Here is a 22,700-nt window from a genome sequence, read left to right on the forward strand (position 1 = left end):
AATTGTATTGTTTGCTGCTTTAATAACATCTAAAAAACGCTATAATTAAAGCTAAATATACGAAAAAAGGAGCAGAAAAACTAAGTTTTCTACTCCTTAAATTATTGCAATTGTTATTTAAAGGACTTTTTCAGTGCCCTCGCAAATGCGAAGCCTTTTTTTATTGTTATTAAAGAAATATTCTATTTAATTATTCCTTAATAATTTTATAAGTATAAGAAAAATCAGAACCTTCTATTTTAGCTGTATAAACTCCAAAATGCAATCCGTTCAAATTAATTGATTTTTCACCATTAAAGTCACTTGATGTTTCAACAACTTTTCTTCCATTGATATCATAAATTTGTATTGATAAATTTCCGCTATAATTAGCAATGGCAACATTTATTATACCTTTAGAAGGATTTGGATAAATTTTAATACCTCTAGACAATGCAATCTCTTCATTACTAAGTACAGTATTAGTTAAAGTACCAGAAAATACTCCTCTACCATAAGTTGCAGCAAATACATTGTATGCAGTTGGAGCTGTTGGAGAGTTCGGTTGTAAATCTAAGTCTGTAACTTTCACATTACTCATCCCGTTATAAGCTTGTCTCCACTGTAAAGATTGATTCGTTGTCCCAGAAGGATTAAAACCAGTTGCATACCAAACACCTAACTCAGTCCCAATAAGTATCTCATCAGTTTTTAAAGGATTCTGAAGAATAGCTTTTACAGGTAAATCAGGTAAATCACCTTCAATACTACTCCAAGTCACACCACCATCACTAGTATACCATACGTTTACAACACCATAATTATGCATTGTAACAAAAATTTGGCTATCATTTGAACCAAATTCAACATCAGAAACACTTCCAACAAAAGAAGGCCCTGTAATATCAGACCAAGTAGCTCCTAAACCATTAGCATTTACTACTTTTAAAAGTTTACCATTCATAGTACCGATATATAAAGTAGTTGAAGTTACTTTACCAACATTTAATGCTGTTGGATATGTTGTCAACAATGCATTAGTTAAGTTAGTACGAGTTGGGGCAGGACCTCCAAGATAGTTAGAATATCTTCTAACAATATAAGGAGTTGCTAATGTTGAATTTGTCCCATCAGAATAGATTATATCATTTGTAGAATCTAAAGTAAATGCTGGGTAAAAAAGTCCAAGATTTGATCCGCTACTTAATGATTTTCTCAAAGTACCATCTAAATTTCTAACATTGGCATTATCATTATAAACGTAATTTGTTACATAATAAGCATTCGCTGTAGTTGTTGCATTTTGTTTAAATAATGGTTTACCACCATCACCGCCTTGAACTTCATAACTCGAACCAAGGCCAGTCAAACCAGTAGTTGTACTTCTCGTTGAAGGAAAATAATTTGATCCATTGTCTTGAGCTCCTGCTACAAAGAAATCACCAGACATTCCTGTAATGCCTTTAGGTAATACCGCAACTCCAACAAACTGAGTAACGTTAAAACCATTATTTCTAGCTGTTGCTGGCGTTCCTGTAGTTGATAAACTTCCTGAATAATAAACTCCACCGTCATTACCAAAAACAGCAATATTAGAATTACCTGGCTTAAATGTCATTGCATGTTGATCAGCGTGAACATTTGCTGTCCAGTTAGATATAGCAACCCAACCTGCAGTCGTTGCGCCCCCATTAGCTGATCTATATAAATCAATTCCTCCAACATAAAGAATTTGATCATTACTTGGATCTGATTCTATCATTAAATCATAAAATGCTTGTGCCCCGGTAAATCCGTAAGTAGTTTCTCTTGTTTCATTACCAACTGGTAATGCTAAAACAGCTGGAGCAGTTGCAAATCCATCGTTTGTTACTTCTAACTTAACCTCAATTGTTGGATTTGCTGAATCAGCTTGTCCTAATTCTGTTAAGACATAAATTTTATCAGCATTCGTATTTGAAGCCTCAATTTCAACACGTTGTCCACCACCATTTCCAGTTACAGTATGCTTTAAAGCAAACGTTGTCCCATTATCAGAAGACATAAAAACTTTTCCACCACCATCACCAAATGTCCAGCTATCAGTAGAAGATACCCAAATTTTGCCATCTGCGCCAATCTCAATATCATTTGGACATGTCTCATTTCCTGATTCACTTACTGGAAGATTTAATCTAGTCCATGTTGAACCACCATTAGTCGATTTATATAAACCATAATTGGTAGACCCCATAAAAGTATTACTTCTAGCTTCTGAATAATATCCATCACCAACAGCTGCGTAAATTTCAGATGAACCACCATTGTTCTTAACAACAACATCATTTATAAATTGAATTCCAGGAACTAAATTTCCAGTAAACTCTCCAGGAGCAATAGGTTTTAAAGTTCCATTTAAATTTGTCAAATTGGCCATTAATAAATCACCATCTTCTTTTGAAATCATTACTGATGGAATTCCAATTCCAGGATCAGTACCCCCCATTGTTATAGGTCCGCCAGTAACGTTATTCATCATAATTACAGCTAGTGCCCCGGCAGATTCTGCTCCAGAAACTTTATCAACAAAAGCACAAGTACCTCTTCTAATTAAAACGATTTTACCACTTAAAGAACCTGCAGCCATAGCTGTACAACCATCTTCGTTAGGGGCAGTTCCATCGTTCATTAACACAATTGGAGCTGTTATTGTAGAAGTTATTGTAGGTCCAAAACTTGCAGGAATTGAAACATAATTACCCGCAACATTAGATGGTGTATTTATTGTCAAACCAGAAACTGATTGTGGAATAGTATTACCTGTGATACCGCCTAAAACTCTTGACCATGTTAAACCTGCATCATTACTTTTCCATAAACCATTACCATTTACATCACCAAAAACATATGACTCACCCGTCCCTACATACCAAATATTTGGGTTGTTAGGGTCTGCTGAAATACATTGAACATTCAAATTTTCTGGTAAATTTAATCTTATCCAAGATGAAATAGAACTACTAATATTAGTGTTTTTCCAAAGACCTCCACTTACACCCCCTGCAATAACAGTGTTGTAAGTTGCATCAGTTGGATCAAACATTAAAGCTCTTGTTCTACCTCCAACATTATTCGGCCCTCTTTCAATCCAAAGATTATCATTTGCATCTCCAGGAACTCTTCCGTTTTGTAGAGCTAATAATCTTTCTTGCTTTAAATTCTCTCTAATAATTTCCAAATTTTCAGGAGTTGGAAATCCTAATGATGGATTCAAAGAAAGTAACCATTCTTGCTCATTAAATTTATCTGGAGGAAGACCTAATGCTTTTCTCTCTTTTTTAGACATATGAAAAGTTTTTCTAACTTTACTATTCTTTAAAAATAGTTCATGTTTTCTTCTCAATTCTAAAGTTTCCTTAGACACTTCGTTGCTATTTAAAACACCATTTGAGGATGCTTCAGCAACTTTTTTTGTCGTTACTTTTTCTTGTTTGTCCTTATCGGTTGATTTTTTTTCTTGAGAAAAACCAAAAAACGAAACAAACAAAACTAACACAACAAGTAGTAATTGTTTTTTCATGGTAAAATGAGGTTAATATTATTATAATTTGAACAAAATTAATATTTTCCAGTTAATTTCAAATTTTTTTTGGAATTATTTTTATATATTCATTTATTTGCCTGAATAGTCTTATATAATTCTAAAGCTTTACCATCTGTTAATAATGAAACAAAATGACAAATATGTAACAATCTGTCATATAAATTTTCTTTTTGGAATTGAAAACGCTCCGGTAGTAATTTCAATAACAACACATCATAATTAGATGCTTCACCATTTACTTTATTATTGTAAGCCGTACAAAAACCATCTAACAAACTATTGATGATTTTATAACCCATGACTTCTTTCTGAATTACTTCTCTACTTTGATATACGTTTTTTATACTGATTTGGATTATATCATTCATTTGAGCTTTGTACTGACTTTTATCCATCAAAGCAAAAGGAAATTCTCCTGCTAAAATAGCTTGTTCGTTTTCCATAAAAACAGCTACAGCATCATTGATTAAACTTCCAATAGCTAAGGCACGCAAATAACTGATTCTATCTTCTTTCGTGAGTAATTCATTGTATTTTTTGGTGTCAATTCCGTTTTTGACTAATTTGATTAGATATTCTAATGCGTATTCTTCCGAAATCCAACCTAAGTTAATTCCATCTTCAAAATCAATAATCGTGTAACAAATATCATCAGCTGCTTCTACTAAATACGCTAGTGGATGACGCTCGAAACCTATATCATTTCCTGATTTATTCGAAATCAAACCTAATTCATTAGCAACCTCAGCAAAAAAAGCTTTGTCTTGCTGGAAGAAACCGTATTTTTTATCGCAGATTTTTTGTGTTGGTTTTTTAGGTAAACTTTCTTTCGGATATTTCATAAAAGCCCCCAAAGTGGCATACGAAATACGCAAACCGCCTTCGATTCCTTCACGAGAAGAAGCTAATACTGAAAATCCGTTAGCATTTCCTTCAAAATCGATTAAATCTTGCCATTGTTTTTCGGTCAGTTGGTCTTTATATTGCAATCCGTTTCCAGTTTTGAAATATTCGCCAATTGCTTTTTCTCCTGAATGTCCGAAAGGTGGATTTCCGATATCATGAGATAATGCCGCAGCAGCTACAATCGCACCAAAATCATTCGCTTGATAGCCATGAACTTCTTGTAAATGCGGATATTTTGTAATGATTTGTTTTCCAACCAAACGACCTAAAGAACGACCCACCACAGAAACCTCCAAACTATGCGTTAGTCGGTTGTGTACGAAATCGGTTTTGGAAAGTGGAATAACTTGCGTTTTATCTTGCAGACTTCGGAAAGCGGCAGAAAAAATAATTCGATCATAATCGACTTCAAAACCTAAACGGGTGTCGTCTTGCTCTTTTCGTAAACGTTTGCTGGTATCGCCTTGTCTTTTTAAAGACAATAATTGTTCCCACTGCATCATAAGATTCTAGATTGAAGATTGCGGATTTTTGATTTTAAAACTATTCTTTTTCGTTAGTCAAGAAGAAATTTCTCGATTTTTTTGGATACTGATTGTAACTTTTATCACTCGGATTTACGATTACCGATTTGATATTGATTTCGTCTCCTACTTTGAAGTTTTTCTCTGTGTATTGGTAATCTAATAAATATTCTCCACAGAAATAATTTCCGTCTGCGTCTTTTTCTATGATTCCGGTGTAAACCCCTTTTTTATCTTTTGACATAATTTCTATTTTTTTCAAATGTACGAATTGGATTGTAATTATTTAAAACAAAAACAGTCATTCGCATTAGCGAACAACTGTTTTCTTTATTCTATTTTCTTATTCTATTCTCTAAAATTAAGAACCACACATTTCACAATCTTCTGGACCTGCGTTTCTAGCCATTTCGATCATTGCTCTGTATTCTTCAGCGGTCATTTCTGCTGGTTCTTCTAAAACTGCAATAGCTTCTACTTTTTTCACTTCAACATGTTGTTCCTTCACCTCAATTGGCGCTTCTTTTTTGTCGTTATTTAGAGTAAACTTAATCGCATCCACCGCAGCTTTTGTTCTCAAATAGTACATTCCGGTTTTCAAACCTGATTTCCAAGCGTAGAAGTGCATCGAAGTCAATTTCGCGTAGGTAGCATCTTGCATAAACAAGTTCAACGATTGCGATTGGTCAATAAAATAACCTCTTTGACGCGACATATCGATAATATCTTTCATCGACATTTCCCAAACCGTTTTGTACAATTCTTTCAAATCAGCAGGAATTCTTTCAATATGTTGCACCGAACCATTGTGACGCATGATTTCTTGCTTCAATGTTTCGTTCCACAAACCTCTTTCTACTAAATCATTCAATAAGTGTTTGTTTACCACGATGAACTCTCCAGAAAGTACTCTTCTTGTATAAATATTTGAAGTGTAAGGTTCGAAAGCTTCGTTATTTCCTAAAATTTGAGAAGTTGAAGCCGTTGGCATTGGCGCTACTAACAATGAGTTTCTTACTCCGTTTGCCATTACTTCTTTTCTTAAACTTGCCCAATCCCAACGACCAGATAATTCTTCGTCTTTTAAGCCCCAAAGGTTGTGTTGGAATTCTCCTTTTGAAATTGGCGAACCTTCGTAAGACGAATACGGTCCTTCTTCTTTAGCCATTTCCATAGAAGCGGTTACGGCAGCAAAATATAAAGTTTCGAAAATTTCTTGATTTAATTTTTTCGCTTCATCACTTGTAAAAGGCATTCTTAACATAATGAAAGCATCCGCTAAACCTTGCACTCCTAATCCAACTGGACGGTGGCGCATGTTTGAATTCTCCGCTTCTTTTACTGGATAGTAATTTCTATCGATTACTCTATTTAAGTTACGCGTTACACGTTTTGTTACGTTGTATAACAATTCATGATTAAAAGCTCCATTTTCAACAAACATTGGTAATGAAATCGATGCTAAGTTACAAACCGCGATTTCATCTGGAGATGTATATTCTAAAATCTCCGTACATAAATTAGACGAACGAATCGTTCCTAAATTCTTTTGGTTCGATTTTCTGTTTGCTGCATCTTTGTACAACATATAAGGTGTTCCCGTTTCGATTTGAGATTCTAAGATTTTCTCCCAAAGTTCTCTTGCACGAATGGTTTTTCTACCTTTTCCTTGTGCTTCGTATGAAGTATATAAAGCTTCAAACTCTTCTCCATAAACGTTATCTAAACCTGGACATTCGTTTGGACACATTAATGTCCATGTTGAATCTGCTTCTACACGTTTCATGAATAAATCCGAAGTCCACATAGCGAAGAACAAGTCTCTTGCACGCATTTCTTCTTTTCCAGTATTCTTTTTCAAATCTAGGAATTCGAAAATATCAGCATGCCAAGTTTCTAAATAAATAGCGAAACTTCCTTTACGTTTTCCTCCACCTTGATCTACGTAACGAGCAGTATCATTGAAAACACGTAACATAGGAACAATTCCGTTTGACGTTCCGTTAGTCCCACGAATGTACGAACCTGTTGCTCTTACATTATGAATAGCTAAACCGATTCCTCCCGCAGATTGCGAAATTTTAGCCGTTTGTTTTAACGTATCGTAAATACCGTCAATACTATCATCTTTCATGGTTAACAAGAAACAAGATGACATTTGAGGTTTTGGAGTTCCGGCGTTGAATAACGTTGGAGTAGCGTGTGTAAAGAACTTTTTCGACATTAATTCGTAAGTTTCAATTACCGCTTCTAAATCGTTTAAGTGAATTCCAACCGAAACACGCATCAACATGTGTTGTGGACGCTCAACGATTTTTCCGTTGATTCTTAATAAATACGAACGCTCTAAGGTTTTGAAACCAAAGTAATCGTAATTAAAATCGCGTGTGTAAATGATATGAGAATCTAAAAAAGCTGCATTGGCTTGAATTACTTCGTAAACCTCATCCGAAATCAAAGGCGCGGCTTGATTCGTTCTTGGGTTTACATAGTGATACATTTCACTCATCGTTTCCGAGAATGATTTGTTGGTATTTTTGTGTAGGTTAGAAATTGCAATACGAGCCGCTAGTTGGGCATAATCTGGGTGAGTAACCGTCATGGAAGCTGCGGTTTCAGCTGCTAAATTGTCTAATTCAGAAGTAGAAACTCCATCGTATAATCCTTCAATTACACGCATTGCTACTTTCACAGCGTCTACCATGTCATTTAACCCATAACATAGTTTTTTAATTCTATCCGTGATTTTGTCAAACATTACTGGCTCTTTATGGCCATCTCTTTTTACCACATACATACATTTTTAGTTTTTTGAAAACAGACAATCCCTTCCCTGCTTTCGGTTAGTAATTATTGAACAAAAGCGCAAGTCTCCCGACATTTTATAGCACTTTATATTTATTTTAGAAATCAGCGTCGAAGCTAATTTTATTTGAATCTGCATCTGAATTCATTACACCTGCTTTTTGATATTCTGCCACACGTTTCTCGAAGAAATTCGTTTTTCCTTGTAGCGAAATCATATCCATAAAATCGAATGGATTTGAAGAGTTGTAAACTCTATCGCATCCTAATTCCACTAATAATCTATCGGTTACGAATTCTAAATATTGCGTCATTAAAGTAGCATTCATACCAATCAAACTTACTGGTAATGATTCTGTAATGAATTTTCTTTCGATGTTTAATGCATCTACGATAATTTCTGTGATTCTTGCTTTTGGCACTTTATTTACAATGTGATGTGTATGTAAGTGAACCGCAAAATCACAATGCATTCCTTCGTCACGAGAAATTAATTCGTTTGAAAAGGTTAATCCTGGCATTAATCCACGTTTTTTCAACCAATAAATTGAACAGAAAGAACCTGAGAAGAAAATTCCTTCCACCGCTGCGAAAGCAATTAATCTTTCCGCAAAAGAATCCGATTCAATCCATTTTAGAGCCCATTGCGCTTTTTCTTTGATAGCTGGAAATACTTCAATCGCATGGAATAACTGATTTTTTTCTGCTTCATCTTTCACGTACGTATCAATCAACAACGAATACGTTTCGCTATGAATGTTTTCCATCATGATTTGGAAACCATAGAAAAATTTCGCTTCTGGATATTGCACTTCGTTAACGAAATTTTCTGCTAAATTTTCATTTACAATTCCGTCTGAAGCAGCAAAGAATGCTAAAATATGTTTGATGAAATATTTTTCGTCATCGTTTAATTTATTGTTCCAATCGCTTAAATCTTGGTGCAAATCAATTTCTTCTGCTGTCCAAATACACGCTTCTTGTTTTTTGTACCATTCCCAAATATCTTGGTGTTTGATAGGAAAAATTACAAATCGATCTTTGTTTTCTTGCAAAATAGGTTCCACTATAGACATAGCTATTTGATTTTAAAAATGTTAATGATTGGTTAAATTGACTTATTTGGGGATTACAAAGTTTGTCATTTGAAACGAGAAATGAAAGTCAAACTTATTCACAATTGGAGCAAGTTTTTAACAAAGCTGATAATTGTCAGTAAATTAATATAGGTTTTTAAAATACTGTAAATCAATAAGTTAAAAACCAATAAAACAACTGTTAAAACCTTGTAAGCAACTGAAAAATAAGCGACTCACACGTGTTTTTAATCGATAACAATGAGATTATTTTTTCAACTCTTTTGCCACTTTGTCTAATTCGTCAAACCATTGTTGTCCGAATTTTCTAACTAGTGCTTCTTTCACAAATTGGTACACCGGAACTCCTAATTCTTGCCCTAACGAACAGGCCTCATCGCAAATATGCCATTTGTGATAATTAACCGCTGCAAAGTCCGAATATTCTTTGATTCGGATAGGATATAAATGACAAGAAACTGGTTTTTTCCAATCTACAATTCCTTGATTGTAGGCTTGTTCGATTCCACAAAGTGCCGTTTTTCCGTCGAAAATTACATAAGCACAGTCTTTTCCGTCGATAAGTGGTGTTTCTAATTCACCAAAATCGGAAACTACGTGCGTTCCTTGTTCTTCAATGGCTTTAATTCCTTCAGGACGAAGAAAGGGTTTTACTTTTGGAAAAATTTCAGCTAAAATTTTGGTTTCTTCCTCATCTAAAGGAGCACCCGCATCGCCATCCACACAACAAGCACCTTGACAAGCTGACAAATTGCAAACGAATTCTTTTTCTAAGATTTCTTCGGAAACGATAGTTTTATTTAACTGAAACATATTGGATATATTTTAAGGTGCAAAGATACGATTTTGAATTCAGAATTTAGAAATAAGAATTTAGAAGTTTGGAACACAGATTTCAGAAATTGGAGAAATAGTTATATTTTTTCACAGAGCTACACCGAGTTTTTTTTGATTTAGATTGTGTTGAAAAGAGATACACCGAGACGTTTTACTTTTCTCTTGGCGCTCTTTGCGAAAAACCTTTGCTCCCGAAGCTTCGGGATTTGCGTTTAAATCTTCACATTGCTTTGAATTTGAACTTGATATTGAAATTGTCATTGAACTTGATATGATAATGTATCGTTAAATTAGAAACGTTCTTGATTCAATATCCTTATATTTGCACAAATATTAAGCGTTTTATGGAATTAGGAATCAACTGGAAAGACATTTTTACCATCAGCATGATTTTATTTGCTGTGATTGACATTGTGGGAAGTATTCCAATTATTGTGGATTTACGCAGTAAAATGGGTCATATTCAATCGGAAAAAGCGACAATTGTTGCGGCGGTGATTATGATTGCCTTTTTATTTGTAGGAGAAGAAATTCTAAAGTTGATTGGTATTGATGCGAATTCATTTGCAGTTGCTGGTTCGTTTGTCTTGTTTTTCCTTGCCTTGGAAATGATTTTAGGCATTCGATTATACAAAGAAGATAACCCGAGTACAGCTTCTATTGTTCCGATTGCGTTTCCCTTAATTGCTGGAGCTGGAACGATGACAACAATATTATCACTTCGAGCTGCTTATGACAAAATCAACATTATTATCGCGATTTTGATTAATGTAGTAGTAGTTTATGGAGTTTTAAAATCTTCTGGGAAAATCGAAAAGCTTCTTGGAAACAATGGTTTAGGCGTGATTCGCAAGATATTTGGCGTAGTTTTATTGGCGATTGCTGTAAAATTATTCGCCGCGAATGTTAAAGGATTATTTATTTAGAAAATATACAAAATGAAAATTTTTACTTATGTGGCGGTTGCCATTGCTTTAGTTTTAATTGTTTTTAATCTTTTTCAAATTGATTATAGCAATCCATTTGAAGGAAATAGCACGATTGCCATTATTGGTGTTGTAGCTGGAATTTGCGCTATCCTATTATTAGTATTATTGCGTTTTTCAAAAATGATTGAAGAAAAAACAAGACAATAATGTTTGACGTTTTAATTATTGGCGCTGGAGTTTCAGGCGTTTCGTGTGCTTTGATTTTGGGTTCAGCCCAAAACAAACCTTTTGCTATGGATAAAAAAATTGCAATTGTGGCGCACCAAAAAGCCTCTTCGTTACAAAATGCCATTTTTAACAACGCTTACGGAATTCCCGCTGGGAAATTAGGAAGTGAATTATTGGAAGAGAGTTTGGAACATTTGACCAACTCATATCCGCACGTACAACAAATTCATGGCGAAAAAGTGCTTTCTATTTCTGGTGAAGCTGGAAATTTTACAATTACTACCAACAAATCTTCTCTTCAAGCTAAAATTGTAGTGATTGCGATTGGTTCTGGAAATCCTTTTACAATTGAAGGCTTGGAATCGTTTGTAATGCCACATCAAAAAGCAGCTCCAGAGAAAAACAGAATTCAATTAAAAAATACCGACCATTTGGTTACCGAAGGTATTTATGCAGCTGGAGTTTTAGCCGGACATAGAAGTCAGTTAAGCATTGCCGCTGGTAGTGGTGCTTCTGTAGCAACTGATATTTTAACATTGTGGAATAACGGAAATCCTGTGCAAGTGCATGATGCTATTGGGAAATAGAATCAACCTTACTTCTTGACATCATATAATCAAAAAGTCCAACAATTATTGGAAAGCTAAAAATAACTAACCAAATCATAGTATGTCTTGGCAATAAATCATAATAGCTATTAAAAAAATACAGACTACTACAATATAAAATGCAGATTAAAGAACTTTTTCTTGAAACTTGACTGTCTGAAAATCGTTTAATATGTGCACTTTTTGCATGATATAAATCTTTCTTATAATTACCGTTTTTGTTAGGCAATAAGTCTGTAAGGAAAAAATAATTTTGCAAAATATAAATAGCTGAAATTCCTAACAGGAAATATTGTATTCCTATATAAAGTCCTTCAGTAAAATATTCTGAATCTTCAATGTTTTTACTTGTAAAAACTCTAAAAACATTATCTAAAGCAAATGCAAAAACAACTATTGAACTCCAAACACTTAAAACAAGTCTACTTGTCCTAGTCAGAGTCAAATATGATAAAGAATGGAAAATCGAGTAAATCGCTAACAACAATCCAATTATTAAAAGAATTTTAATAATAAGAAAATCTATATTCACAAATCCATAATCTATAACCCAATATATTAATGATAAGGATAATAATAGTGTAATTCCTTCTGTTAACTTTTGCACAATCTTTTCTTTGTAAAATACAGCTGAAATAACTATGTAAGTAACAACTATAGTTTGAAGCCAAAATTCGATGTGCGATTCTATGTTGTAATTCACATCTCTTTTTCCAGGAATAAAAACTATAAAACTAAAGACATAAGCGCCCACAAACTTAAAAAAGACAATTTTCCAATCTTTTGAAATCCTATAACTTTCAATAAGAACACCGCTTAATAATGCAATCAAACTAATCGAAAAAAACCTCCTTTCACTTACAGTAATTTTGTAAACAATAAAAAGGGTAAATACTAAAGCAAAAATTGAAACCCAAACAAAAAAAGGCATCAAATTTATACCCGCAGATTTTCTTTTAGGTTTTACACTAGTTCTTTTCTTTAAACTTAATTTCATATTTTACTTACTCAACACCTTATTTACCATATTGTCTTTCTTTAAAATCAATTGGTAATAGGCGTTTTCGTTAAATAGTTGGCGCACAAATTCTGCTTGAAGATAGAATAATACTTTTTCTTTCTGAGTATCTAAATTGAAAAGCAAACCGCCTTTTGCCATGTAAGTCTTGAAATTATTAAAATAATTTCCAGAACGTAATTCTTTTTCCAAGGCTTCCATCGAAATTTTTTCAAACTTTTTACGGTTTTGATCTAATTGTTCAAACACAAAATAATTCACTAATCCCGATTGCATTAACATTGTTAAACCTTCAGCTCCGTGCGAATCTTCTAACGGAACAAAAATGTCGGGGATAATTCCGCCACCGCCATACACGATGCGGCCTTTTTTAGTTTTGAATTTTAAACTATCGGCTATTTTGGCTTTATCTTTTTCGTACAATTCACCACTTTCGAAGCGTTTGTCGAATTCGTTGAAATAGTTTTCACCTTTGTCTTCATAAGGCTTTTGAATAGAACGTCCTGATGGTGTGTAATATCTAGCAATGGTTAATCGTACTGCCGAACCATCACCTAATGGCATTTCGCGTTGTACTAATCCTTTTCCGAACGAACGTCTTCCATAGATCAAACCTCTGTCGTTATCTTGAATGGCTCCAGCTAAAATTTCGCTTGCTGAAGCACTGTTTTCATTGATTAAAATACTGACTTTGCCCGTTTCAAAAATTCCTTTTTCGGTGGCTAGTGTACTTTCGATTTTATCTTTTTTATTTTTCGTTTTAACGATTAATTCTTTGTTTTTTAAGAATTCATCTGCAATTGCAACGGCTGATTCCAAATAACCACCACCATTATCACGTAAATCGATGATAATATGTTTGGCGCCTTCTTTTTTTAATTGGGTTAAACCCGATAAAAATTCATCATAGGTTTTCTCGGCAAAGCGGTTGATTTTGATGTAACCTGTAGTTTTATCGACCATTTGGAAAACATCAACACTTTTGATTGGAATAACATCACGGATAACGTTTACGGCGAATTTCTTTTTTTCAGATTTTCGATAAACCGTTAGTTTTACATTAGAACCTTGTTCGCCTTTTAAGATGGAAAATAACGAATCTGTTTCTAATTTTTTATTGTACAATTGTAATTTATCGGCAAAAAGAATTCTATCGCCCGATTTTAATCCTGCTTTTTCCGAAGGTCCGTTTGCAATGGGTTTTATAACCGCTAACGAATCGTTATACATGTAGAAATTTATGCCAATTCCCACAAAATTGCCTCGCATTTCTTGTTCGACTGCTTCTAATTGACTTTTGGGAATATAAACCGAATGGGGATCAAGTTTTTCGAGAATTCCGTTAACCGTTAAATCGACAATAGAATCGGTATTTAAACTATCAACGTATTCTTTTTCAATAAAATCGATAAGTTTGTTTAGTTTATTTTTATTGGCGTTTCGGTTTAAAAAAGCCGTTTCTGTAGAAGGATTGAGTTTACTTCCCAATAACAAGCCCGCCGCAACTGCTACTGCGATTACTATTGGAAAATATACTTTGTTCATTCTCATTTTAGCTCAAATCTTCAATTAATTCGACCTCAACACCTGCTTTTCTTAAGAAATCAACGCCTGAAGTATCTTTATATTCTTGATGATACACCACTCTTTTAATTCCCGATTGATGAATTAATTTGCTACAATCTTTACAAGGAGAAAGCGTAATGTACAACGTAGCATCTTCGCACGATTGAGTAGAACGTGCCACTTTTAAAATGGCATTCGCTTCAGCATGCAATACGTACCATTTGGTGACATTGTCTTCGTCTTCGCAACAATTTTCAAAGCCTGATGGTGTTCCGTTGTACCCATCAGAAATAATCATTTTATCTTTTACAATAATTGCCCCAACTTTTTTTCTTTGGCAATAGGATAAATTCCCCCATTCTTTGGCAATTCGTAAATAAGCTTTATCGTATTTTTCTCTTTTTTCTTTCTTCATTATCGGTTCCAAATTTCGCTTTCAATAATCATTGGCAAAACTACGCCAATTATAAATGCCGACATAACCAAAGCCCAATCTCTTTTCGAAAAACGGAAAAAAGTTTGTACGATGTAGGAAATAATTAAAAACACTACAACTACAATAATTTGAGCAGCTTCAATTCCTAATGCGAACTCTAAGAGAGGCAACAACTTATCTGAAGCGGTTCCGGGTAAAATCGTTTTAAAGTAATTCGAAAACCCTAATCCGTGAATAATTCCGAAAAACAACGTTACAATGGCAACGAAAGTGATACTTTCATTTTTAGACGATTTCCCAGCCGTAAAGAGATGAAAAACAGCGGTTATTAAGATGGTGATTGGAATTAAAAACTCAACCAAACTAGCTTGAATTTGAACCACTCCATAAACCGACAATAGTAAAGCTAACGTATGTCCGATGGTAAAAAGCGATACCAAAACAAAAACATTTTTCCAATCTTTAAAGGCATACGGAATTACTAAAGCCATTAAAAATAAAACGTGGTCATATGCATTAATATCTAACACATGTTTAAGACCAATATTAAAATACATCCAAAATTCTGACATAACTACAATTTATTTGGGGATTTTCAAACTTACGATTTATTTTTTTATGTTACCAAATTCTTCATCACAAAAGCATGTGAAATTGTTGAAAAAAATAGAATTTTTGTGTAATTTTGCTTTAATAAAAAACAAACAACATGTCAATTTCAGATTTATTCGATAGCGGTTTTAGAAACAGAAACAAAGGTCATTTTTCAGCAATTGTAAGAGTAGCTTTGTCTGATGGTATTATTGGTCCAGAAGAAAAACACTTCTTAGATAAATTAGCTATCAAATTAGAAATTTCTCAAGCAGAATATGAGGAAATTTTAGAAAACCCTTTAAAATATCCTGTAAATCCTCCGCTTTTACATACACATCGTTTAGAACGTTTATATGATTTAGCAAGAATGGTATACGCAGACGAGCATGTTTTAGGAGAAAAAGAACACGAATTACTTAAAAAATTCGCTTTAGCTTTAGGTTTTACAGCAGGAAACGTAGGTTATATTGTAGATAAAGCGTTAAAATTAGTAGATATGAATGTGGATTTAGACACCTTCACTTACGAAATGCAACACATGAACAGATAATTCAACCTGTTTTAAAATACAAAAGCACAAATTCTAATGAGTTTGTGCTTTTGTATTTTACTATTTGAAGAAATTACTTTGCTCTCGCCATAAACTCTTCTGCTTTTTCTACCATGTTTTTGCTTCCGCAGAAAAACGGGACGCGTTGATGTAATTCTGTTGGTTGAATTTCCATGATTCTTTTGTAACCGTCTGACGCTTTTCCGCCTGCTTGTTCGGCTATGAAAGCCATTGGATTACACTCGTATAACAAACGTAATTTTCCGTTTGGTGATTTTGAACTGGTTGGATATAAATAAATTCCGCCTTTAATCATGTTTCTATGAAAATCAGAAACTAAACTTCCGATATATCTTGAAGTATAAGGTCTATCGCCTTCTTCTGACTGGCAATATTTGATATAATCTTTCACTCCTTGAGGAAAATGAACATAATTCCCTTCGTTAATCGAGTAAATTTTACCGTCTTCCGAATATTTCATATCAGGATGCGATAAATAGAACGTTCCGATAGCTGGATTCAATGTAAATCCATTAACACCATCACCTGTCGTATATACTAACATGGTTGAAGTTCCATAAATCACATAACCTGCCGCTACTTGATTCACACCTGGTTGCAAGAAATCTTCAATAGTTACTGGAGTTCCAACGGGTGTAATTCTTCTGAAAACTGAGAAAATTGTTCCTACCGAAACATTTACATCAATATTTGAAGAACCATCTAATGGATCCATCAAAACCACGTATTTATTATTGTGTGAATTATCCGAACCTGCGACAGTAATGAAATCATCATTTTCTTCCGAAGCAATTCCGCAAACAATCTCACGATTGATTAAGGTTTGAATGAAAACCTCGTTTGCGTAAACGTCTAATTTTTGCTGGTCTTCTCCTTGAATATTTTGTTCTCCAGCAGCACCTACTATATCTACTAATCCAGCTTTGTTTACTTTGTAATTTACCACTTTTGCGGCTAATCGGATAGAGTTGATGATTCGAGATAATTCTCCTGTTGAGTATTGAAACGAATTTTGGTGTTCAATAATAAATTCGCCTAAGGTTCTATTTCTTTCTTCCATTTCGAAAACGTTGTAGTTGTGTTTAAGGCACAAATATCGGTAATTTTGTGAAATGTTAGAATTAATTTGAAAAGATGTTTAAGTTAATTTTATTTTTGTAAAAAAATTAGAAAAATGACCATTAGAAAAGCCACCAAAAACGACATGCCATCGGTTTTAGAATTGATTCAGGAATTAGCCACTTTTGAAAAAGAACCTGATGCTGTTGTAGTTACCGTTGATGATTTAGTTCGTGATGGTTTTTCAGAAAATCCGCTTTTTCAATGCTTTGTTGCCGAAGTTGATGGCGAAATTATCGGAATGGCTTTGTACTATTATCGTTACTCGACTTGGAAAGGTAAAACCATCCATTTAGAGGATTTAATTGTAAAAGAAAACAAACGTGGAACAGGTGCCGGATTTGCACTTTACAAAGAAATCATCAAACAAGGAAAAGCCGAAAATGTCCGCCGAATCGAATGGAATGTTTTAGATTGGAACACACCAGCAATTGATTTCTATGAAAAATCGGGTGCTAAAGTTCTAAGCGATTGGCGTGTGGTGCATATGGATGAAACAGGAATAAAACAATTTTTGATTGAAGATTAACGATTTAAGATTTTTGAAGTAAAAACTAATTGACACATTGGCTAATAGCCACATTGACTAATTGAACTCATGAAAATATTCAAATTTGGAGGTGCATCAGTTAAAGATGCCGAAGGCGTAAAAAATGTATTGCATGTTTTAAACACAGTAGGACACGAAGATGTTTTGTTGGTAATTTCCGCTATGGGAAAAACTACAAACGCTTTAGAAGTCGTAATCAAAAATTATTTCGATAAATCGAAGGAACTGCACGCCTCGCTTCAGGAAGTTCGTAAGTACCACAACCAAATTTTATTAGACTTATTTGAAGACGAAGAGCACGATGTGTTTTTTGATGTCAACGCGCATTTTGATGATTTAGAATATTTCATTCGTAGCAACAAGTCACCAAATTATAGCTTTGTTTACGATCAAGTGGTAAGCATTGGAGAATTAGTTTCTACCACAATTGTAAGTCATTATTTCAATTATAGCGGCTTAAAAAACAACTGGATTGATGTTCGCCCATTAATCAAAACCGACAACAATTATCGTGATGCGCAAGTCGATTGGGAAACCACTCAAAAATTGATTTCAAAAGGCGTTAAAAAGAAAACGTTGAACATTACACAAGGATTTTTAGGTTCGGATGAGAATAATTTCACCACAACTTTAGGGCGCGAAGGTTCTGATTATACCGCTGCGATTTTTGCGTATTGTTTAGGAGCGGAAAGTGTTACTATTTGGAAAGACGTTCCCGGAGTTTTAAATGCCGATCCGAGATATTTTGAAAATGCGGTTTTGTTGAACCAAATTTCATATAGAGAAGCGATTGAATTAGCCTTTTACGGAGCTTCCGTAATTCACCCAAAAACGTTACAACCTCTACAGAAAAAAGAAATTCCTTTGTATGTAAAATCCTTTATTAACCCAACATTGCCTGGAACAAGTGTTTCAAGAGGTGCCGATTTAATTCCACAAACTTCTTGTTTTATTGTTAAGAAAAACCAATTGTTATTATCGTTATCATCTATTGATTTCGATTTTATCATGGAAAATCATATTAGTGAGATTTTTGGCTTGTTCTCAAAACACAAGATTAAAGTGAATTTAATTCAGAACACAGCGATTAGTTTCTCCGTTTGTATCGAAGATAAATACAACAACTTTGAAGAGTTGCGAAAAGTATTAGCAAAAAAATTCAAAGTTTCGTATAACGAAAATGTATCGCTTTATACTATCAGACATTTTGATGAAAACGCTGCAAAAGTAGTAGAAACGAATAAAACGATATTGTTGCGCCAGATTTCGAGAGAAACGATGCAAGTGATTACGAAGGAGTAGTTTAATTTGGCATTTAGACTATTAGTCGATGTGCCAATTAATAAAAATATTTTTGCTAACTTTATAAAAAGTTTAGACATGAATATCAAAGATTTAGATAAATATACCAATGCCGAAAAAATTCTTTTAGCAGAAGAACTTTGGGAAAGTGTTTCGAAAGAAAAATTAGAGTTGTCTGATGCAATGAAACTAGAATTAGACCGAAGAATTTCATTGGTAGAAGAAGACAAAACCGAGTTTTACACTTGGGAAGATGTTAAAAATACGCTGAAAAAAAGCAGAAATGCATAAACTTGTATTTTCAAAAGAAGCGCTTCTCGATATTGAACAAATAGCTGTTTGGTATGAAGAACAAAGAGAAGGTTTGTCTTATGATTTTGAACTTTGTTTAGAAGAAAGTGTTAGCCAAATTTTTAGAAATCCCGAACTTTTTCAAATTAGATATAAAAACGTAAAAGTCAGATTTATTAAACGATTTCCTTATGGAATTCACTATTTGATAAATTTGGATAAAATCATAGTAATTGGAGTTTTTCACACTTCGCGTTCCCCAATTGATTGGTCAAAAAGATTGAAATAATAAACTTTCCAACAATAAATACTACTTTTGAAGATTCGGAGTTATAGTATTTATGCAAAAAATTGTTTTTTTAGCGGGATTTCTGTTGTGTTTTTTGGGCGGTTTTGCTCAGGAAACGTTGCAATCGTATCCAACTAAAAAAATTGCGTTTTCAAAAGATACAATTTCAATTGAAAAATTCAGTTTAAACAATTCCTTTTTTGAAATCAAAGACAAAAATGGAAAAGCCATCGACACCAGTTTTTACAAAGTAAATTTCCAAAAAGGAACGGTAGTTTTTACCAAAGAAATAAGCGGTTCTGATTCGCTAGTGGTTCGTTATTCGAAATTTCCTGATTTTTTAACCAAAACCTATTCCATTTACGATGACGACAAAGTAGTTTCAAACGAAGCGGGAAAATTAGTCGTTTTCAAAAAAGAAAAAAACACCCAATTTAAGCCTTTCGACGGATTGAATACTTCGGGAAGTATCACGCGTGGTGTTACGGTTGGAAACAATCAAAACACGGTAGTGAATTCCAATTTAGATTTACAAATCACAGGAAAAATTTCGGATAAAGTGAGTTTGCGTGCTTCAATTCAAGACAGTAATATTCCGTTGCAAGAAGGCGGTTATTCTCAAAAACTAGACGAATTTGACCAAATTTTTATCGAATTATTTTCGGATAAATGGAACATTCGAGCCGGGGATTTATTTCTGGAAAATCGAAAATCTGCTTTCTTAAATTTCAACAAAAAAGTACAAGGTTTAGCAACTCGTTTTACCTTTGGAACACCAGATAAAAAAACCGAAGTGGTTGCTTCGGGAGCTTTGGTGCGTGGTCAATACGCAAGAAGTACTTTTACTGGACAAGAAGGCAATCAAGGTCCGTATAAATTGCGTGGAAATAATAACGAATTATATGTTTTAGTAATTTCAGGTTCGGAACGGGTTTATGTCAACGGAATTTTGAAAACGCGTGGCGAAAACAACGATTACATTATCGATTACAACGCAGGAGAAATTATCTTCACTTCTTTATTTCCGATTACTTCCGAAATGCGAATCAACGTCGAATATCAATATACTGATAGAAATTACACGCGATTTATCACGTATGGCGGGATTTCACACGAGCGAGAAAATTGGCAAATTGGCGGTTATTTATATTCGGAAAGTGATGTAAAAAATCAGCCATTACAACAAAATTTATCTCAAGAACAAATTACTATTTTGCAAAACGTAGGCGACGACATTTCTCAAATGAATGGCCCTTCAGCGTATTTAGATACGTATTCCGAAAATAAAATTTTGTATCGAAAAGTATTGATTAGTGGCGTTGAAGTCTTTGAATATTCGAACAATCCAAATGACGAATTGTACAATGTTCGTTTTTCATTAGTTGGAAATAATCAAGGGAATTACATTTTAGCGAATAATCAAGCCGTTGGGAAAATTTATGAATATGTCGAGCCAATAGCTGGAATTCCGCAAGGAAATTACGAACCGATAATCCGTTTGATTGCTCCAACAAAAATTCAAATGGCTACGGTATTAGGAAAATACAATCCAAATGAGAAAACACTTTTAGATTTTGAAGTAGCATTAAGTAACAGCGACCAAAATTTATATTCGAATTTAGACGATACCAACAACAGAGGTTTTGCTGGAAAATTCAATGGCAAACAACGTATTTTTGATAAAAAAACTAAAATTGATGCGTTTACAAATTATCAACTCATTCGAGAAAACTTCAAACCAATTGAACGTTTGTTTAATATCGAATTTAATCGCGATTGGAACATAACTTCGCCTTTAATTGGTAATCAAAGTATCTTAACTTCGGGATTGGATTTTAATTTCGACAACAAAGGAAAAGCGATTTATCAGTTTGAAAATTTAGCTTTTGGCAACTCTTTTTCAGGAAATAGACATACGATTTCGGGAAGATATGCTACGAAAAATTGGATGATTTGGAGTAATTCAAGTGCTATGAAAAGCGATTCCGAACTTTCTAATTCGTCTTTTGCTCGAAGCGAAAATCGTTCGTCTTATAAATTGGGTAAAAATTGGGTAGGTGCTACAGTAAATTTGGAAGATAATTCGGAAAAACTAAAAGCAACGAACTCTTTTTCGTCCTTGAGCCAACGCTTTTTAGAATATGGTGCTTTTGTAGGAAGAGGTGATTCTACAAAGGTTTTTGTGGAATTGAGATTTTTACAACGTCAGAATGATAGTTTGCAAAACTACCGAATTGAGCGCGTAAATCATTCGAATTCGTATTATTTAAAATCGCAACTGATCAAAACCGAAAAAAGTAATTTGAGTGTGTTTTTGAATTATCGCACCTTGAAATATGAAGATACAAACAAAGAAAATGAACCTTCATTGAATTCCCGAATTTTATATTCCGATAGGTATTTTGGACAATTAATTCAGACAACAACGGCCTATGAAACAAGTTCTGGAACGATTGCCCAACAAGAATTTACCTATTTGCAAGTAGAACCTGGTCAAGGCGTTTATATGTGGAACGATTACAATGGCAATGGAATTCAGGAATTGCAAGAGTTTGAAGTTGCTCCATTTCCCGATTTAGCGATTTATGTCCGCGTATTTTTACCAAATCAAGTCTTTGTAAGAACCCATCAAAACCGATTTTCGCAAGCGTTGAACTTTAATTTTAACCAATGGCAAAATGAGAAAGGTTTGAAGAAATTTGCTTCTTACTTTTACAATCAAACATCTTTTTTAATAGAACGAAGAATTCGAAGAGATGGTTCTAATTTCGACTTGAATCCGTTTTCAAAAAATGATGATGAATTGATTGGTTTGAACACGAATTTTAGAAATAGTTTGTTTTTTAATCGCGGTAAACAACATCATTCCACTACCTATTCCTTTTTAATTAATGAAAGTCAAAATTTACTTTCAGCAGGAAGCGTTGCAGCTAAAAATCAATCGCATCAGTTGCAATATCAGCATTTGGTTAAGAAAAGTTGGTTGTTTAATTTTTCAACTAGTACAACGAAAACGGCTTCTAACTCCGAAAATTTTCAAAATAGAAATTTTGAAATTGAAAGTTATCAAGTAGAACCGAAAATTGGCTATTTGTTTTCGAAAAATGCGAGTTGGGACATTTTTTATGAATACCAACAAAAAGAAAATCAAATAGGAGCTTCTGAAACTTTAACACAAACTCGTTTGGGAACCTCTTTTACCTTCAACAGCGAAAAAGGATTTAGTATGAATGGCGAATTTTCGATGTATAACAATAGTTTCAATGGCAATGCGTTATCTGCAGTAGGATTTCAAATGTTAGAAGGTTTACAACCCGGAAAAAATCAAACGTGGCGCTTACTTTTACAGAAAAATTTGACACAATATTTAGATGTAAATGTCAATTATCAAGGCAGAAATAGTGAGACAAGTAAAACCATTCATACTGGAAATGTTCAATTAAGAGCATTTTTTTAGTTAATATTTAG

Annotated in this window: 20 protein-coding genes; 9 read left to right on the forward strand and 11 right to left on the reverse strand. The window is 33.8% G+C overall.

Annotation, left to right across the window (positions count from 1 at the left end):
• Positions 1 to 190: 190 nt before the first annotated feature.
• The 6 genes from ACE3PD_RS00320 to ACE3PD_RS00345 all read right to left on the reverse strand — a co-directional run bounded on the left by ACE3PD_RS00320 (position 191) and on the right by ACE3PD_RS00345 (position 9,707).
• Positions 191 to 3,538 carry a PA domain-containing protein gene (locus tag ACE3PD_RS00320; RefSeq protein WP_374398500.1) on the reverse strand — a complete coding sequence of 1,116 codons (3,348 nt, stop codon included), beginning with the start codon at positions 3,536 to 3,538 and terminating at the stop codon, positions 191 to 193.
• An 89-nt stretch (positions 3,539 to 3,627) separates the two neighbouring features.
• The gene (gene dgt, locus ACE3PD_RS00325; RefSeq protein ID WP_374398554.1) at positions 3,628 to 4,968 is read right to left on the reverse strand and encodes a dGTP triphosphohydrolase; all 1,341 of its coding nucleotides are present in this window, start codon (positions 4,966 to 4,968) and stop codon (positions 3,628 to 3,630) included.
• Between the two features lie 43 nt (positions 4,969 to 5,011).
• On the reverse strand, positions 5,012 to 5,236 hold the full coding sequence (locus ACE3PD_RS00330; RefSeq protein WP_374398501.1) for a hypothetical protein: 225 nt from the start codon (positions 5,234 to 5,236) through the stop codon (positions 5,012 to 5,014).
• Positions 5,237 to 5,353: 117 nt separating this feature from the next.
• Positions 5,354 to 7,789 (reverse strand): ribonucleoside-diphosphate reductase subunit alpha, encoded by a 2,436-nt coding sequence (locus ACE3PD_RS00335; RefSeq protein WP_374398503.1) that lies wholly within the window; start codon positions 7,787 to 7,789, stop codon positions 5,354 to 5,356.
• A 106-nt stretch (positions 7,790 to 7,895) separates the two neighbouring features.
• Positions 7,896 to 8,873, reverse strand: a complete 978-nt coding sequence (locus ACE3PD_RS00340) for a ribonucleotide-diphosphate reductase subunit beta (RefSeq protein ID WP_374398505.1) — start codon at positions 8,871 to 8,873, stop codon at positions 7,896 to 7,898.
• Between the two features lie 267 nt (positions 8,874 to 9,140).
• The gene (locus tag ACE3PD_RS00345; RefSeq protein ID WP_374398507.1) at positions 9,141 to 9,707 is read right to left on the reverse strand and encodes a DUF3109 family protein; all 567 of its coding nucleotides are present in this window, start codon (positions 9,705 to 9,707) and stop codon (positions 9,141 to 9,143) included.
• 368 nt (positions 9,708 to 10,075) lie between these two features.
• Between ACE3PD_RS00345 and ACE3PD_RS00350 the strand changes: the two genes are divergently transcribed.
• The 3 genes from ACE3PD_RS00350 to ACE3PD_RS00360 are packed head-to-tail and all read left to right on the forward strand — an operon-like array spanning position 10,076 to position 11,475.
• Complete coding sequence (locus tag ACE3PD_RS00350) at positions 10,076 to 10,657, forward strand: MarC family protein (RefSeq protein WP_374398509.1); 582 nt, start codon at positions 10,076 to 10,078, stop codon at positions 10,655 to 10,657.
• Positions 10,658 to 10,669: 12 nt separating this feature from the next.
• On the forward strand, positions 10,670 to 10,867 hold the full coding sequence (locus tag ACE3PD_RS00355) for a hypothetical protein (protein ID WP_374398511.1): 198 nt from the start codon (positions 10,670 to 10,672) through the stop codon (positions 10,865 to 10,867).
• Positions 10,867 to 11,475: an FAD-dependent oxidoreductase gene (locus ACE3PD_RS00360; protein ID WP_374398513.1), complete on the forward strand. Its 609-nt coding sequence runs from the start codon at positions 10,867 to 10,869 to the stop codon at positions 11,473 to 11,475. Before ACE3PD_RS00355 ends, ACE3PD_RS00360 begins: the two co-directional genes overlap by 1 nt.
• On the opposite strand, the gene ACE3PD_RS00365 is transcribed toward ACE3PD_RS00360, so the two are convergent.
• From ACE3PD_RS00365 to ACE3PD_RS00380, 4 genes are read right to left on the reverse strand one after another with little or no spacing between them, the layout of a single operon-like run.
• Entirely contained in the window at positions 11,462 to 12,493 is a 1,032-nt protein-coding gene (locus ACE3PD_RS00365) for a hypothetical protein (RefSeq protein WP_374398515.1), read from the reverse strand. The genes ACE3PD_RS00360 and ACE3PD_RS00365 overlap by 14 nt on opposite strands.
• A 3-nt stretch (positions 12,494 to 12,496) precedes the next feature.
• Complete coding sequence (locus tag ACE3PD_RS00370) at positions 12,497 to 14,065, reverse strand: S41 family peptidase (protein WP_374398517.1); 1,569 nt, start codon at positions 14,063 to 14,065, stop codon at positions 12,497 to 12,499.
• Between the two features lies 1 nt (position 14,066).
• Positions 14,067 to 14,495, reverse strand: coding sequence for a dCMP deaminase family protein (locus tag ACE3PD_RS00375; RefSeq protein WP_291106253.1), 429 nt, complete (start codon positions 14,493 to 14,495; stop codon positions 14,067 to 14,069).
• Positions 14,495 to 15,088 carry a HupE/UreJ family protein gene (locus ACE3PD_RS00380; protein ID WP_026725993.1) on the reverse strand — a complete coding sequence of 198 codons (594 nt, stop codon included), beginning with the start codon at positions 15,086 to 15,088 and terminating at the stop codon, positions 14,495 to 14,497. Before ACE3PD_RS00380 ends, ACE3PD_RS00375 begins: the two co-directional genes overlap by 1 nt.
• Positions 15,089 to 15,225: 137 nt before the next feature.
• Between ACE3PD_RS00380 and ACE3PD_RS00385 the strand changes: the two genes are divergently transcribed.
• Positions 15,226 to 15,660: a TerB family tellurite resistance protein gene (locus ACE3PD_RS00385; protein ID WP_374398520.1), complete on the forward strand. Its 435-nt coding sequence runs from the start codon at positions 15,226 to 15,228 to the stop codon at positions 15,658 to 15,660.
• Between the two features lie 73 nt (positions 15,661 to 15,733).
• Here ACE3PD_RS00385 and fbp read toward each other — a convergent pair whose 3' ends face one another.
• Positions 15,734 to 16,741: a class 1 fructose-bisphosphatase gene (gene fbp, locus ACE3PD_RS00390; protein WP_374398522.1), complete on the reverse strand. Its 1,008-nt coding sequence runs from the start codon at positions 16,739 to 16,741 to the stop codon at positions 15,734 to 15,736.
• Positions 16,742 to 16,855: 114 nt separating this feature from the next.
• On the opposite strand from fbp, the gene ACE3PD_RS00395 reads away from it, so the two are divergent.
• The 5 genes from ACE3PD_RS00395 (at position 16,856) to ACE3PD_RS00415 (ending at position 22,689) form a co-directional block, all read left to right on the forward strand.
• Positions 16,856 to 17,329 (forward strand): N-acetyltransferase family protein, encoded by a 474-nt coding sequence (locus ACE3PD_RS00395; protein ID WP_374398524.1) that lies wholly within the window; start codon positions 16,856 to 16,858, stop codon positions 17,327 to 17,329.
• A gap of 69 nt (positions 17,330 to 17,398) precedes the next feature.
• Positions 17,399 to 18,652, forward strand: a complete 1,254-nt coding sequence (locus ACE3PD_RS00400) for an aspartate kinase (RefSeq protein ID WP_374398526.1) — start codon at positions 17,399 to 17,401, stop codon at positions 18,650 to 18,652.
• Between the two features lie 78 nt (positions 18,653 to 18,730).
• Positions 18,731 to 18,943: an addiction module protein gene (locus ACE3PD_RS00405; RefSeq protein WP_374398528.1), complete on the forward strand. Its 213-nt coding sequence runs from the start codon at positions 18,731 to 18,733 to the stop codon at positions 18,941 to 18,943.
• The gene (locus ACE3PD_RS00410) at positions 18,936 to 19,232 is read left to right on the forward strand and encodes a type II toxin-antitoxin system RelE/ParE family toxin (protein WP_374398530.1); all 297 of its coding nucleotides are present in this window, start codon (positions 18,936 to 18,938) and stop codon (positions 19,230 to 19,232) included. The genes ACE3PD_RS00405 and ACE3PD_RS00410 overlap by 8 nt, the downstream gene beginning before the upstream one ends.
• A gap of 52 nt (positions 19,233 to 19,284) precedes the next feature.
• Complete coding sequence (locus ACE3PD_RS00415) at positions 19,285 to 22,689, forward strand: hypothetical protein (RefSeq protein WP_374398532.1); 3,405 nt, start codon at positions 19,285 to 19,287, stop codon at positions 22,687 to 22,689.
• Positions 22,690 to 22,700: the final 11 nt, after the last annotated feature.

Origin of the sequence: Flavobacterium sp., from assembly GCF_041911335.1 — a bacterium.
Lineage (GTDB): Bacteria > Bacteroidota > Bacteroidia > Flavobacteriales > Flavobacteriaceae > Flavobacterium.